The organism is Microbacterium sp. LjRoot45, assembly GCF_964253325.1.
Lineage (GTDB): Bacteria > Actinomycetota > Actinomycetes > Actinomycetales > Microbacteriaceae > Microbacterium.
This window is the reverse complement of the sequence record NZ_CAXUQM020000001.1, coordinates 1,553,241-1,566,366: the sequence shown is the minus strand read 5'-3', so window position 1 is coordinate 1,566,366 and position 13,126 is coordinate 1,553,241. Positions and strand designations below refer to the sequence as shown.

Here is a 13,126-nt window from a genome sequence, read left to right as displayed (position 1 = left end):
ATGCCCACTGAAGAGACCCTCGTCCTCATCAAGCCCGACGGCGTGGCTCGCGGCCTCACCGGAGCGATCCTCGCGCGCATCGAGCAGAAGGGGTACGCGCTGGTCGACATCCGCCTCGTCGAGCCCGACCGCGACACCCTCGAGCGGCACTATGCCGAGCACGCCGGCAAGCCCTTCTACGAGCCGCTGGTGGAGTTCATGCTCTCCGGGCCGTCCGTCGCCATCCGCCTCGCCGGCAATCGCGTCATCGAAGGCTTTCGCTCGCTCGCGGGCACGACCGATCCCACCACCGCTGCCCCCGGCACGATCCGCGGCGATTTCGGCCGCGATTGGGGTGCGAAGGTGCAGCAGAACCTGGTGCACGGCAGCGACAGCGTCGACTCGGCCACCCGCGAACTCGCCATCTGGTTCTGACCGGGCGACGTCCCGGGGCGCCCGACCGGACGTGGTCGACCGCGCCCTGGACTAAAGGGTGCCGATCCAGTCGAGGCGCAGCTGCGCGATGAGCGCGACCGCCGCGTAGCTCACGACCGCCAGGAGCGGCAGCCATCCCATGACGGCGCCGGCCACTTCGCGCAGGCGCGTCGGAATCGGCACGATGCCCGATCGCAGCAGGTGCAGGGTCACCGCGTAGAACGTCGGGATCGTCACGATCCACGTGACCATGCACCACGGGCAGAGCGTGCCCAGCACGAAGATGCTCTGCGTGATGAGCCACACGACGAAGCAGAAGGCGAACGCGATCCCGGCCCAGAAGCACCACCAGAACCACCGGGCCATGCGCGATCCGGCGAGGATCGCCGCGCCCACCACGATCGGCGCGACCCAGCCCGTCAGCCCCAGGAGGGGGTTGGGGAACCCGAAGACCGAACCCTGCGCGGAGGCGAGGTTGGCACCGCACTGGACGATCACGCTGAAGTCGCAGGATGCCGAGGAACCCGGGTTCTGCAGCAGGTGGAACTTCTCCACCGTCAGCGCGAACGCCGCGATCCAGCCGATGACGCCGGCGACGATCAGCCAGATCGCGAGACCGGTGGGACGGGTGTGGGTGAGACGGCTCGGCATCCGGCGATTATCCCACCCGCGGCTTTGCGTGAGGTCCGCCTGCGCCCCGCCGACACGCGCCGTCCGCGGGCGGGATCGCGGATCCGTCCGAGATGGTGCGATAATGACTCTCGATGCACCCGCGGCCGCGCCGCGACGGCATCACAGAGACTTCGGGCGATGAACGCCCTTCGCAGCGCGAGCCTTGCGCCCGCTGCAGACCGAGTGAGTTCGCGGCCCGGCCTTCACGGAGCGGCGCCGCCAGATTTTCGCCGGACGGCGCGCGGAGCCGTCGGCTAGGAGTAAGCCAGTGATGGCCGATGAGCACAACGACACCCAGACTCCCGAACCGACGGATGCCGTCGACGCGCTGACGTCCGATACCCCGGCCGTCGACGAGTCCACCGCGCCGGCTGAGGCCGACCCCGCCACGGAGACGGTCGAGACCGCGGACGAGCCTGCGGCCACGCCGGCATCCGAAACGGATGCGTCCGAGGCCGAGGCGCCTGCTGCGCCCGAGGCGGAGGCGCCCGCCGGTCCGGAGCCCGAGTCCGAGCGCCAGGTGCCCGCCGCAGATGCCGACGTCCCCGCTGACGGCGCACCGGCGACCGAGGCCGCTCAGCCGGACGCACCGGCAGCGTCAGGGGCGGTCACGGCCGTCTCTCTGGGACTGCTGCCCGAGGTGTTCGTGTCGGAGGTCTCCACCGCTCTCCATTTCTACGCGCCCGAGATCATCCCGCTCCCGGCTCTCCCTGGTTCCGACCGCGACGACCGCGACGACCGCGACGGCGAGGCGGAGGGCTCGTCGAGCTCACGTCGCCGCAATCGCCGTCGGGGTGGTTCCGGCGGGGGAGCGGAGAGCGACGAGAGTGCACCCGCCGCTCCGCGCCGTCGGGCGGTCGAACTCATCACCGAACCGCAGCGCATCAAGGGGTCCACGCGCCTCGAAGCGAAGAAGCAGCGCCGCCGTGACGGCCGGGAGGCCGGGCGCCGTCGCGCTGTCGTGACGGAGGCCGAGTTCCTCGCCCGCCGCGAGGCCGTCGACCGCGTGATGATCGTCCGCTCCAAGAACGGTCGCATCCAGATCGCCGTGCTCGAAGACAACGTGCTCGTCGAGCACTACGTCGCGCGCAACCAGGACGCCTCGCTCATCGGCAACGTCTACCTCGGTCGCGTACAGAACGTGCTTCCCAGCATGGAAGCCGCCTTCGTCGACATCGGCCGGGGCCGCAATGCCGTGCTCTACTCCGGCGAGGTGGACTGGGATGCCGTCGAGACCGGCAACCAGCCCCGTCGCATCGAGCTCGCACTGAAGTCGGGCGACAAGGTGCTCGTCCAGGTGACGAAGGACCCGGTCGGCCACAAGGGCGCGCGCCTCACGAGCCAGATCTCGCTGCCGGGCCGCTACCTGGTCTACGTCCCGGGCGGTGCGATGAACGGCATCTCCCGCAAGCTGCCCGACACCGAGCGCTCTCGCCTGAAGAAGATCCTCAAGGAGGTGCTTCCGGAGTCCAGCGGCGTCATCGTGCGCACGGCCGCCGAAGGCGCCACGGAGGAGCAGCTGACGCGCGACGTCCAGCGACTCACGGCGCAGTGGGAGCACATCAGCACCCAGGCCGGCACCGGCTCCGCGCCGTCGCTGCTGCACTCCGAGCCCGATCTCCTCGTCAAGATCGTCCGAGACGTCTTCAACGAGGACTTCTCGCGGATGCTCATTCAGGGTGAAGACGCGCATCACACCATCTCGGCCTACCTCACCGGTGTGGCGCCCGACCTGCTGGAGCGCATCGAGAAGTACGAGGACGAGCAGGACCCCTTCGACGCGTTCCGCGTGACGGAGCAGATCGAGAAGGCGCTCGACCGCAAGGTGTGGCTGCCGTCGGGCGGCTCACTCGTCATCGACCGCACGGAGGCCATGACGGTCGTCGACGTCAACACCGGCAAGTTCGTGGGTTCCGGCGGAAACCTCGAGGAGACCGTCACCAAGAACAACCTCGAGGCCGCAGAGGAGATCGTCCGCCAGCTGCGTCTGCGCGACATCGGCGGCATCATCGTCGTCGACTTCATCGACATGGTGCTGGAGTCCAACCGCGACCTCGTGCTGCGCCGCCTCGTCGAGTGCCTGAGTCGCGACCGCACGAAGCACCAGGTCGCCGAGGTCACGTCGCTCGGCCTCGTGCAGATGACGCGCAAGAAGCTCGGCCTCGGCCTCCTCGAGACGTTCAGCGAAGCGTGCGAGGTCTGCGCCGGCCGCGGCGTCATCGTGCACCACGACCCCGTCGTGAAGCACCGTGCCCCGCAGCAGCAGAACGGGTCTTCGCGCCGTGGCCGCGGATCGTCGTCCAACGGCGGAGGCGGAGCGGCTCCCCAGGGCGGCGGCACGCACGTCATCACCGAGGGGGCCAAGTCGGCTCTCGCCCAGATCGCGGCCTCCACGATCCACCCGGTCGATGTCGTGCCGGCAGTCGAGCTCGAGTCGGCTGAGACGCAGCCCCCCGCGGAGCGCCCCAAGAAGGCGCGCAAGAAGCGTGCGGAGTCGCCGAAGACCGAGAAGGACATGCTCCTGGACTCGGTTCTCAACGCGCTTCCGGAGCCGAAGGCGCCCGGCCAGGGACGTGCGCGCCGACGGGTGACGACGGCGGCCCTCACCGGCACGCCGGTGTCGGCGACCCCCGAGGACTGACAGCGGGCGGGGTCAGTCCCGCGCGCGGCGTTCCTTCGCGGTCACGCGAAGGCCGGAGGCGATCAGCCGCCGGACCAGCTCATGTCCGCTGACCGCCTCGGCCCCACCCGCCACGAGCCGAGGAATGGCGTCCTCCGGGACGTCGTAGTGGTCGAGATCGAAGGCGCGAGCAGGGATGCCGTGGGCCGCGGCGAACCGGTGGAGCTCATCCAGATCGGAGTCGCTCACGAGGTGGGCCCACAGGCGACCATGAGCCGGCCAGCGGGCGTCGTCGACGAGAACAGTCATCGACTGGCATCCTACGGCGACACGCCTCGGCCCGCTTTTGCCCATCTCCGCCCCATCCGGTAAAGTAGAACTTCGGTGCGCCCGCGTCGCAGGCCTATGGCGATGCTTCGGAGAGACTCAACAGCCCCCTGTCGAGGCCCCGCACCAAGACTTCCCAGTCTCACAAAGACAATCGGAGCCGTGCGCTCCAACAGAAGAAACAGGTGTGAAGTGGTTTACGCAGTTGTGCGCGCCGGTGGCCGTCAGGAAAAGGTCGAGGTCGGCACGATCGTCGTCCTCGACCGCCAGCAGGCCAAGGTCGGCGACAAGCTCGAGCTCCCCGCGGTGCTGCTCGTCGACGGCGACGCCGTCACGACCGACGCCGACAAGCTCGCGAAGGTCACCGTGACCGCCGAAGTCCTCGGCGAGGAGCGCGGCCCGAAGATCATCATCCAGAAGTTCAAGAACAAGACCGGCTACAAGAAGCGCCAGGGACACCGTCAGGATCTCACGCGCGTCAAGATCACCGGCATCAAGTAAGCCAGGGAGACGCTTCAGATGGCACACAAAAAGGGCGCAAGCTCCACTCGTAACGGTCGTGACTCCAACGCTCAGCGACTGGGCGTGAAGCGCTTCGGCGGCCAGACCGTCAGCGCCGGCGAGATCCTCGTCCGCCAGCGTGGCACCCACTTCCACCCCGGCGCACTCGTCGGCCGTGGCGGCGACGACACGCTGTTCGCTCTGGCTGCCGGCTCGGTCGAGTTCGGCAAGAAGGGCGGCCGCAAGGTCGTCAACATCGTCCCGGTCGCGGAGTAATCCCGACCGACGCGGGCGTCGACGACTCCGGTCGTCACACAATCCCATGACGAGGGGCGGGCTTCGGCTCGCCCCTCGCCTGTTTTTCTGAGGAGTTCCGACATGGTCACGTTCGTCGACCGGGTGACGCTGCATCTGCGCGCCGGCAAAGGCGGTAACGGCTGCGTGTCGGTCCGCCGCGAGAAGTTCAAGCCCCTCGCCGGGCCCGATGGCGGCAACGGCGGGCACGGCGGCGACGTCGTGCTGGTCGCCGACCCGCAGGTGACCACGCTCCTGTCGTACCACCATTCACCGCATCGCTCCGCCGGCAACGGCGGCTTCGGGATGGGCGATCACCGCTCCGGCGCCGCCGGCGAGCACGTCGAGCTGACCGTTCCGGTCGGCACGGTCGTCAAGGACGTCGACGGGGAGGTGCTGGCCGACCTGGTCGTTCCGGGCACGCGTTTCGTCGTCGCTCAGGGCGGTCAGGGCGGTCTCGGCAACGCCGCTCTCGCGTCGCCCAAGCGCAAGGCGCCGGGGTTCGCCCTGCTGGGCACCCCGGGTTGGGAAGGCGACGTCCAGCTCGAGCTCAAGACGGTGGCCGACGTGGCCCTCGTCGGGTTCCCCTCGGCGGGCAAGTCGAGTCTCATCGCCGCGATCTCCGCCGCCCGACCCAAGATCGCGGAATACCCGTTCACCACGCTTCACCCCAACCTGGGCGTCGTACAGGCCGGCGAAGCGCGCTTCACCGTTGCCGACGTGCCCGGGCTGATCGAGGGTGCGAGCGAGGGGAAGGGGCTGGGTCTGGAGTTCCTTCGCCACGTCGAGCGCTGCACCGCGCTCGTGCACGTGCTCGACTGCGCCACGCTGGAGCCGGGACGCGACCCCCTCAGCGATCTCGACGTCATCCTCGAGGAACTCGGCAACTACCCGGTTCCGGAGGGCCAGTTGCCGCTCCTCGAACGTCCCCAGTTGATCGCGCTCAACAAGGTCGACGTTCCCGAGGCCCGCGATCTCGCCGACCTCGTCCGCCCCGATCTCGAAGCCCGTGGCTACCGCGTGTTCGAGATCTCTACCGTGAGCCACGACGGCCTGCGGGCACTCACTTTCGCCCTCGGCGACATCGTCACGACGCATCGCGCCGCCCAGGCAGCCGTCGTCGTCCCCGAGCGCGTCGTCATCCGTCCGCACGGAGCGGAAAAGGACTTCACTGTTCGCGTCGAAGGCGGGACGTACGGCAATGTCTACCGGATCCTCGGCACCAAGCCGGTCCGCTGGGTGCAGCAGACCGACTTCCAGAACGAGGAGGCCGTCGGCTTCCTCGCCGACCGCCTGGAGAAGCTCGGCGTCGAGGACGAGCTGTACCGCGCCGGGGCCGTCGCGGGCTCGACGGTCGTCATCGGCGAAGGCGACGGCATCGTGTTCGACTGGCATCCGTCGCTGTCGTCTCCTGCGGAGCTCATGACGGCGCCGCGCGGCACCGACCCGCGACTCGACCTCAACCCGCGCCGTACGACCTCTCAGCGTCGCGAGCGCTACCACGAGCGGATGGATGCCAAGGCCGAGGCGCGTGCCGAGCTCGAAGCCGAACGGCTGGGAGGTCGCTCGTACGACGAGGATCCCGAGTGACCCTGCGGGAGCGCGCCGATCTGCTCGGCGCGCGACGCGTCGTGGTGAAGGTCGGATCGTCGTCGATCAGCGGGGAGAACGCGCACAAGATCGAACCGATCGTCGAAGCCCTCGCTGCCGCGCACGCGCGCGGCACGGAAGTCGTGCTGGTGTCGTCGGGAGCCATCGCGACGGGGATGCCGTACCTCGCGCTCGATGAGCGCCCGAGCGACCTGGCGACGCAACAGGCGGCCGCCGCCGTCGGTCAGAACGTTCTGATCTACCGATACCAAGACGCGCTCCGTCCGTTCTCCATCGTCGCGGGCCAAGTTCTCCTCACCGCGGGCGACCTGGAGAATGCCACCCACCGTTCCAACGCCCGGCGCGCCATGGAGCGTCTGCTCAGCCTCCGGATCCTCCCGATCGTCAACGAGAACGACACCGTGGCGACCCACGAGATCCGCTTCGGCGACAACGATCGGCTGGCGGCACTGGTGGCTCAGCTCATCGGCGCCGACGCCCTCGTCCTGCTGAGCGACATCGCCTCCCTCTACACGCGTCCGCCCAGCGAACCCGGGGCGCGCCCCATCGAGCGGGTCGAACCCGATGACGACCTCTCCACCTACGAGTTCGGCTCCGTCGTCGTCAACAGCGTGGGCACCGGTGGCGCGGCCACGAAGGCCTCCGCCGCACGCCTCGCGTCCGCCGCGGGAATCGGCGTGCTCGTGACGAGCGCCGATCTGGTCGCAGAGGCCCTCACGGGCGCGTCCGTGGGCACGTGGTTCCTGCCTCATCCCGACGCCGTGCCGACGGTGGGCACGACTCCCGTGCCCACCGTCTGACGACCCCCCGCCTCGGTAGACTGTGCTGATGACCATGATCGCCACGACGGCCGAGGAACGCCTGCTGCGGGCAAAGGACGCCGCGCGCCAGATCGGCCTTCTCGACGACGCCCGCAAAGCTGCGGTGCTGTCCTCGATCGCCACGTCGATCTCGGCCCACCGCGACGCCATCCTCGCCGCGAACGCGGAGGATGTCCAACGCGGCAAGGAGAGCGGCCTCTCGGCCGGTCTGATCGATCGCCTCAGCCTCGATGACGAACGGATCGCCGCGCTGGCCGACGCGGTGCGCGCCGTCGCCGACCTGCCCGACCCCGTCGGCCGCATCCTCGATGAGCGCACGCTGGCCAACGGCGTCACGCTCCAGAAGGTCTCGGTCCCGTTCGGCGTCGTCGGCTCCATCTACGAAGCCCGCCCCAACGTCACCGTCGACATCGCGGCACTGGCGCTGCGTTCGGGCAATGCGGTGGTGCTCCGCGGCGGCACGGCCGCACAGGCATCCAACGCCGCCCTCGTCACCGCCATGCGCGATGCGCTGGCCGACGAAGGCATCGATCCGGAAGCGATCCAGACGGTCGACGACTTCGGGCGCGAGGGGGCGCGCGCGCTCATGAACGCGCGCGGCGTCGTGGACGTGCTCGTCCCGCGGGGGAGCGCGGAGCTCATCGAGACCGTCGTCACGCAGTCGACCGTCCCCGTCATCGAGACGGGCGCCGGGGTCGTGCACATCGTGCTCGACTCGAGCGCCCCGCTGGAGTGGGCACGCGACATCGTCGTGAACGCGAAGGTCCAGCGTCCGAGCGTCTGCAACTCCGTGGAGACGCTGCTGGTGATCGCCGATGCTGCCGAACGGCTCCTGCCGGACGTGGCATCCGCTCTGCGCTCACACGGCGTCACCGTCCACGGTGACGAGCGAGCGCGTGCGATCGTTCCGGACGTCGTTCCGACGACCGACGCGGACTGGGCGACCGAGCACATGAGTCTCGACATCTCGGTCCGAGTGGTCGACGACCTCGACGAGGCGCTCGCGCACATCCGCCGGTACTCGACGCACCACACCGAGTCGATCGTCACGACCGACGAGGGCAACGCCGAACGGTTCCTCGCGGAAGTCGACTCCGCCGTCGTCATGGCCAATGCCTCGACGCGGTTCACCGACGGCGGCGAGTTCGGGTTCGGGGCGGAGGTCGGTATCTCGACGCAGAAGCTCCACGCGCGCGGGCCGATGGGCCTTCCCGAACTGACGAGCACGAAGTGGCTCGCTCGCGGCGCCGGGCAGATCCGCGCATGACCGCCTAAACTGTACCTGCGCACCCGCAACCGAACGGAGCCCCATGATCCTCTCGACGATCGCCTCTCTCGCCGCCCAAGAGGCCGAACACCACGGCAACGTCCAGGCCGAGACGTTCGTGTTCGGGGTGATCGCGTTCGTGGTGTTCTTGGCGCTCGGTCTCGTGACGGTCTCCTACCGCAACGTGGCGAACCGCCACGCGCACAAGGCGGAGGCCTACGCGAAGACCCACGGCAGCGACCTCGCCCAGGCGGGACACGGCCACCACTAGGCCGCCGTGATGGCAACGGCACGCGCTCCGCGTATCGGGGTGATGGGTGGGACGTTCGATCCCATCCATCATGGGCACCTGGTAGCGGCCAGCGAGGTGGCCGAGTCGTTCGATCTCGACGAGGTCCTCTTCGTTCCCACGGGACGGCCGTGGCAGAAGGAAGACGTCACCGAGAGCGAACACCGCTATCTCATGACGGTCATCGCGACAGCCTCCAACCCTCGGTTCACGGTGAGTCGCGTCGACATCGATCGAGCAGGGCCGACCTACACGATCGACACCCTCCGCGACCTGAAGAAGCAGAGGCCAGACGCCGACCTGTTCTTCATCACGGGTGCCGACGCGATCGCACAGATCCTCGGATGGCGCGACCACGACGAGTTGTGGGACCTGGCTCATTTCGTCGCCGTATCTCGCCCGGGGCACGAACTTCGAACCGATGGGCTCCCCAGCGAGGACGTGAGTCAGCTGCAGATTCCCGCCCTGTCGATCTCCTCCACCGACTGCCGCCAGCGCGTACGACGAGGCCACCCGGTGTGGTACCTCGTCCCGGATGGCGTGGTCCAATACATTGCGAAGCATCACCTCTACCGGAGTCAGGCATGAGCACACCCGAAGAGCCGCCTCAGCTCACGCGCAGACAGCTGCGCGAGCTGCGCAACACCGCAGCCACCCCGATCGTCACCGACGTCCCGACGTCTGACGCGCCGCCCCCCGTACCGCTCCCGCGCGAGGCCGAGCCCGTGGACCTCCCTGCCCCTCCGGTCGCGATCCCCGAGGAGCCCGAAGAGGAGTCACCGGATCGCCAGCCGTCGTCTGTCACCGCGGCGTCGCCGTCGCGGACGCTGACCCGGCGAGAGGTACGTCAGCGCGAGCGCCTGCGCACGGCATCCGTGCCGGTGATCACCTCGGAGATCCTGGCGGCGACCGAAGCCGAGAGGCGCGCGCTCGAGGAAGAGGCCGCTTCCGCCGGCACCCGTGACGCTCCGTCGTCCGAAGAAGCACCCGAGGATGCGCCCGCTTCCGAGGAGCTCGTGAGCACCGCGGACGCTTCTGACGACATTGTTGACGCGGTTGTCGTCGAGCCCGTCGACGAGCCGCTCGCCACTGCAGAGGGCGAAGCTGCCGAGCCCGCCGAGGGCGTGACAGAGCCCTCGGAGCCGCCGAGCAACGCCACCGACGCAGACGAGTCGGACCGACGGGTGATCGCCGAGGAGTTGGGATCCGACATCCTCCGCGGCCACGCCGCCGACGTCGAGGTCCCTGCGTCGTTCGACCAGCTCCTCACGCGCGGGAGCGCGAGCACCGGCGCGCTGTCGATGCCGAACGCGCTGATCCTCTCGCAGACACCCGAAGGTGCCGGATTCACGTCGCCCGTCGCCGCGACCGGTGAGGTGCTCATCACGGGCACCTTCGCCCTGCCCGATCACTACGGCTCGACAGGCTCGGTGCCCGGCCACTCCGACGGCAAGGATGTCGACGCGGTCCTCATCGACGGTGAGCTCCCGCCGGCATCGTCACCCACCCCAATCGCCGCGAGCGCCGCCATCAGCACGATCAAGAGCGCGGAGGACATCATCCGGCCGCCCGCTCCAGAGAAGGGGAGCCGTCTCACCTGGGCGCTGATCGTGGTCGTGGGCGTCCTGGCGGTCGCCGTCGGCGGGGTCCTTTTCGTTGCCATCACCTCAGGAGTCTTCTCATGACACTCGCCGACAGTTCGATCGAACTGGTTCAGATCGCCGCGGCCGCCGCAGATGCGAAGGGTGGCGAGGACTTCGTCGCATTCGACGTCTCCGAGCCGCTTCCGCTCGTAGATGCCTTCCTGCTGGTGACCGGCTCCAGCGAGCGCAACGTGGCCGCCATCGCCGACGCGATCGAAGACCGTCTGCTGGAGGCAGGTGTCAAGCGCCTCCGCCGCGAAGGTCGCTCCGAGGCGCGCTGGGTACTCCTCGACTTCGGCGACCTCGTGGTGCATGTCTTCCACGAGGAGGAACGCGCTTTCTACGGACTGGAACGACTGTGGAAGGACTGCCCGATCGTGCCTGTCCAGCTGCCGACCGCCGCCGCGTCGGAGTGACCCGCGTTCGTTGCACGCTCTCCGATGTAGTAAGCTAATCGAGTTGCCGCGAGCGGCGACGATGGGCCTGTGGCGCAGCTGGTAGCGCACCTGCATGGCATGCAGGGGGTCAGGGGTTCGAGTCCCCTCAGGTCCACCATGATCCCCGGTTCGCCGGGGATTTTGTGTTTGCGGCGGCGTATTGCGGCGTTCCGTCGCGCACGGGGGTGAGCGATGTCCTGTCTCGCCGCGCGGCGGATATGTCGATGTCGGCGCCTGCTGGCACACTGTCACAGTGTCCCCGCAATCCTCGTCCGCCGCTGACGAGGAGACCGTCGCCACGCGGCCCGCACGGGCCGCAGCGCCCGCTCGCCGCACCATGACCACGACCGACGTGCTGGCGCGCGCGCAGCGCTACCCCCGCATGCGCTACATGGGGTCGAAGTATCTGCTCCTTCCCCATCTGGAGCGCGCGTTCGCCGAGGTCGGAGGCACGACGGCCGTCGACGCGTTCTCCGGCTCGGGCGTCGTCAGCTATCTGCTGAAGGCGCAGGGCTTCTCCGTCACGGCGAACGATTTCATGAGCTTCGCCACGACCGTCGCGCGAGCCACGACCGAGAACTCGCATGTGCGGCTCGATCTCGACACCGTCGAGCGGATCTGCGGTCCCGCCGCCGACGACCGCGACTTCATCCGGCGTACGTTCGGTGGCATCTTCTTCGATGAGGACGACCTCGCCTTCCTCGACTCCGCGTGGTCGCACATCGAGACACTCGAGGGTCACCTGCGCGATCTCGCCCTCGCAGCGCTCATCCTGTCTGCCGCGCGCAAGCAACCTCGCGGCGTGTTCAGCTACGCCGGCACCCGCTATGCCGACGGGAGGCGCGATCTGCAGCTCACGATGGCCGAGCACTTCCGAGAGCGCGTAGCGGAGTACAACGCGACCGTGTTCGACCGCGGCACCGTGCATCGCGTGGTCACCGGTGATGTCTTCGCGCTCGATGTCGCTGCTCCGGACGTCGTCTACCTCGATCCGCCGTATGCGCCACCGGCCGACGACACCGACTACATGAAGCGGTACCACTTTCTCGAAGGTCTCAGCGTGTACTGGCGGGGAGTCGAGATCATGCCCCACACCAAGACGCAGAAGATCGCGAAGCGCTACACGCCCTTCGCCTACAAGCGCTCCATCGAAGATGCGCTGACCCGCACGTTCGACCAGTTCGCCGACGCCGGCGCCATCGTCATGAGCTACGGGTCCAACGCACTCCCCGGACCGGAACGCATCGTGGAACTGCTGAGGCGGGTGAAGCCGCGTGTCGACGTCCAGGAGATCGATCACCGTTACAGCTTCGGCACGCACGCCGCAGCCACGCGCCGCTCCGCGTCGGAATTCCTGTTCATCGGGCGGGACTGATGGCTGCCGCACTCCCGTTCGCCGCGTATCTGGAGTCGTTGGGGCAACTGACACCGCACGCCGACCCGACCGCCGTCACCTCCGAGACGCAGACGATCGCCGACGCCTTCGCGTCTCTGGCCGGCATACCCGACGACGCGCTCGACGCGGCCGCACTCTCCGAGTGGGTGCAGCGGCATCCGACCTGGGTCCCCGTCCTGGGGCTCGCGGTCGGCCTCAGCCAGGAGCGATTGAAGAACGTTCTCAGAGATCGTTTCGGCTCCAGCGGCTGGACCACGCTGGCACGCACGCGGAGCGCCTTGCTGGTCGACTGGTTTCAGACCGAGTTCGACCTGCTCGGCGTCCTGGGGGCACAGCGCCACCGCACCTACGACTTCGGCGACATCCTCATCGCGCGAGCGGGCACTCGCGCCACCGCTGCTCGAGCGGGCGTGTCCGGGCGTCGGGTGGAGGACGAGATCGAAGCGATCGCCCGCGACCTGTCACTGCCCTACCGCACCCGCACGCGATTCACGGGGCGAAACGGTCTGACAGCTCCCTGCGACCTTGTCGTGCCCGACGACAGCGACGCGCAGATCGTCGTCGCAGCGAAAGGGTTCGACAGCACGGGGTCGAAACTCACCGACGCGGTGCGAGAGATCCAGGAGATGGCGGCGATACGCAAGCCGAATCAGTTCGTGCTCGCCGTCATCGACGGGATCGGGTGGAAGTCGCGTGTCGCCGACCTCCGGCGCATCCACGGGTTGTGGGAGTCCGGCGAGATCGACGGCATGTACACGCTGGCGACGCTGAGCGCTTTCCGCGACGACCTCTCGCACGCCGCGCGCCTGCGCGGCTTCCTCTAACGGCCCTGAT

The 13,126-nt window shown here is 68.7% G+C and carries 15 protein-coding genes and 1 tRNA gene; 14 read left to right on the top strand and 2 right to left on the bottom strand.

Translation table 11 applies throughout. The features are described 5' to 3' along the window. Window positions 1-414 (top strand): nucleoside-diphosphate kinase, encoded by a 414-nt coding sequence (ndk, locus tag ACSQ18_RS07395; RefSeq protein WP_436036523.1) that lies wholly within the window; start codon window positions 1-3, stop codon window positions 412-414. Between the two features lie 51 nt (window positions 415-465). On the opposite strand, the gene ACSQ18_RS07390 is transcribed toward ndk, so the two are convergent. Continuing rightward, window positions 466-1,065 carry a vitamin K epoxide reductase family protein gene (locus tag ACSQ18_RS07390; RefSeq protein WP_436036522.1) on the bottom strand — a complete coding sequence of 200 codons (600 nt, stop codon included), beginning with the start codon at window positions 1,063-1,065 and terminating at the stop codon, window positions 466-468. 292 nt (window positions 1,066-1,357) lie between these two features. Here ACSQ18_RS07390 and ACSQ18_RS07385 point away from each other — a divergent pair, with 292 nt between their 5' ends. Continuing rightward, window positions 1,358-3,727, top strand: a complete 2,370-nt coding sequence (locus ACSQ18_RS07385) for an Rne/Rng family ribonuclease (protein ID WP_436036521.1) — start codon at window positions 1,358-1,360, stop codon at window positions 3,725-3,727. A 12-nt stretch (window positions 3,728-3,739) separates the two neighbouring features. Here the strand turns inward: ACSQ18_RS07385 and ACSQ18_RS07380 are convergent, their stop codons facing one another. Further along, complete coding sequence (locus tag ACSQ18_RS07380; RefSeq protein ID WP_436036520.1) at window positions 3,740-4,015, bottom strand: DUF4031 domain-containing protein; 276 nt, start codon at window positions 4,013-4,015, stop codon at window positions 3,740-3,742. Between the two features lie 210 nt (window positions 4,016-4,225). Between ACSQ18_RS07380 and rplU the strand changes: the two genes are divergently transcribed. From rplU to ACSQ18_RS07320, 12 genes are all read left to right on the top strand, one after another. Further along, window positions 4,226-4,534 carry a 50S ribosomal protein L21 gene (rplU, locus tag ACSQ18_RS07375; RefSeq protein ID WP_174236301.1) on the top strand — a complete coding sequence of 103 codons (309 nt, stop codon included), beginning with the start codon at window positions 4,226-4,228 and terminating at the stop codon, window positions 4,532-4,534. A gap of 18 nt (window positions 4,535-4,552) precedes the next feature. Beyond that, complete coding sequence (gene rpmA, locus ACSQ18_RS07370) at window positions 4,553-4,810, top strand: 50S ribosomal protein L27 (protein ID WP_144807925.1); 258 nt, start codon at window positions 4,553-4,555, stop codon at window positions 4,808-4,810. Between the two features lie 102 nt (window positions 4,811-4,912). Beyond that, on the top strand, window positions 4,913-6,418 hold the full coding sequence (gene obgE, locus ACSQ18_RS07365) for a GTPase ObgE (RefSeq protein ID WP_436036519.1): 1,506 nt from the start codon (window positions 4,913-4,915) through the stop codon (window positions 6,416-6,418). Continuing rightward, complete coding sequence (proB, locus tag ACSQ18_RS07360) at window positions 6,415-7,239, top strand: glutamate 5-kinase (RefSeq protein ID WP_436036518.1); 825 nt, start codon at window positions 6,415-6,417, stop codon at window positions 7,237-7,239. Before obgE ends, proB begins: the two co-directional genes overlap by 4 nt. Window positions 7,240-7,267: 28 nt before the next feature. Beyond that, a complete protein-coding gene (locus ACSQ18_RS07355) occupies window positions 7,268-8,527 on the top strand; it encodes a glutamate-5-semialdehyde dehydrogenase (RefSeq protein WP_436036517.1) in 1,260 nt (419 codons plus the stop codon). Between the two features lie 43 nt (window positions 8,528-8,570). Further along, window positions 8,571-8,798: a hypothetical protein gene (locus tag ACSQ18_RS07350; RefSeq protein WP_301040081.1), complete on the top strand. Its 228-nt coding sequence runs from the start codon at window positions 8,571-8,573 to the stop codon at window positions 8,796-8,798. Window positions 8,799-8,807: 9 nt separating this feature from the next. After that, on the top strand, window positions 8,808-9,404 hold the full coding sequence (nadD, locus tag ACSQ18_RS07345) for a nicotinate-nucleotide adenylyltransferase (RefSeq protein WP_436036516.1): 597 nt from the start codon (window positions 8,808-8,810) through the stop codon (window positions 9,402-9,404). Continuing rightward, a complete protein-coding gene (locus ACSQ18_RS07340) occupies window positions 9,401-10,501 on the top strand; it encodes a hypothetical protein (RefSeq protein ID WP_436036515.1) in 1,101 nt (366 codons plus the stop codon). The genes nadD and ACSQ18_RS07340 overlap by 4 nt, the downstream gene beginning before the upstream one ends. Continuing rightward, on the top strand, window positions 10,498-10,875 hold the full coding sequence (rsfS, locus tag ACSQ18_RS07335) for a ribosome silencing factor (RefSeq protein WP_144807918.1): 378 nt from the start codon (window positions 10,498-10,500) through the stop codon (window positions 10,873-10,875). Before ACSQ18_RS07340 ends, rsfS begins: the two co-directional genes overlap by 4 nt. 63 nt (window positions 10,876-10,938) lie before the next feature. Continuing rightward, window positions 10,939-11,014: transfer RNA gene (locus ACSQ18_RS07330), tRNA-Ala, on the top strand. Window positions 11,015-11,149: 135 nt separating this feature from the next. After that, on the top strand, window positions 11,150-12,271 hold the full coding sequence (locus tag ACSQ18_RS07325) for a DNA adenine methylase (protein WP_436036513.1): 1,122 nt from the start codon (window positions 11,150-11,152) through the stop codon (window positions 12,269-12,271). Continuing rightward, window positions 12,271-13,116, top strand: coding sequence for a hypothetical protein (locus ACSQ18_RS07320; protein ID WP_436036511.1), 846 nt, complete (start codon window positions 12,271-12,273; stop codon window positions 13,114-13,116). Before ACSQ18_RS07325 ends, ACSQ18_RS07320 begins: the two co-directional genes overlap by 1 nt. The last annotated feature ends 10 nt before the right edge of the window (window positions 13,117-13,126 follow it).

Excerpts from the sequence above, each read along its gene's own strand:
- ACSQ18_RS07385 (WP_436036521.1), top strand. The coding sequence starts at position 1,358 with ATGGCCGATGAGCACAACGACACCCAGACTCCCGAACCGACGGATGCC.
- ACSQ18_RS07390 (WP_436036522.1), bottom strand. The coding sequence starts at position 1,065 with ATGCCGAGCCGTCTCACCCACACCCGTCCCACCGGTCTCGCGATCTGG.
- ACSQ18_RS07380 (WP_436036520.1), bottom strand. The coding sequence starts at position 4,015 with ATGACTGTTCTCGTCGACGACGCCCGCTGGCCGGCTCATGGTCGCCTG.
- nadD (WP_436036516.1), top strand. The coding sequence starts at position 8,808 with ATGGCAACGGCACGCGCTCCGCGTATCGGGGTGATGGGTGGGACGTTC.
- ACSQ18_RS07355 (WP_436036517.1), top strand. The coding sequence starts at position 7,268 with ATGACCATGATCGCCACGACGGCCGAGGAACGCCTGCTGCGGGCAAAG.
- ACSQ18_RS07340 (WP_436036515.1), top strand. The coding sequence starts at position 9,401 with ATGAGCACACCCGAAGAGCCGCCTCAGCTCACGCGCAGACAGCTGCGC.
- obgE (WP_436036519.1), top strand. The coding sequence starts at position 4,913 with ATGGTCACGTTCGTCGACCGGGTGACGCTGCATCTGCGCGCCGGCAAA.
- ndk (WP_436036523.1), top strand. The coding sequence starts at position 1 with ATGCCCACTGAAGAGACCCTCGTCCTCATCAAGCCCGACGGCGTGGCT.
- ACSQ18_RS07320 (WP_436036511.1), top strand. The coding sequence starts at position 12,271 with ATGGCTGCCGCACTCCCGTTCGCCGCGTATCTGGAGTCGTTGGGGCAA.
- rsfS (WP_144807918.1), top strand. The coding sequence starts at position 10,498 with ATGACACTCGCCGACAGTTCGATCGAACTGGTTCAGATCGCCGCGGCC.
- ACSQ18_RS07350 (WP_301040081.1), top strand. The coding sequence starts at position 8,571 with ATGATCCTCTCGACGATCGCCTCTCTCGCCGCCCAAGAGGCCGAACAC.
- rpmA (WP_144807925.1), top strand. The coding sequence starts at position 4,553 with ATGGCACACAAAAAGGGCGCAAGCTCCACTCGTAACGGTCGTGACTCC.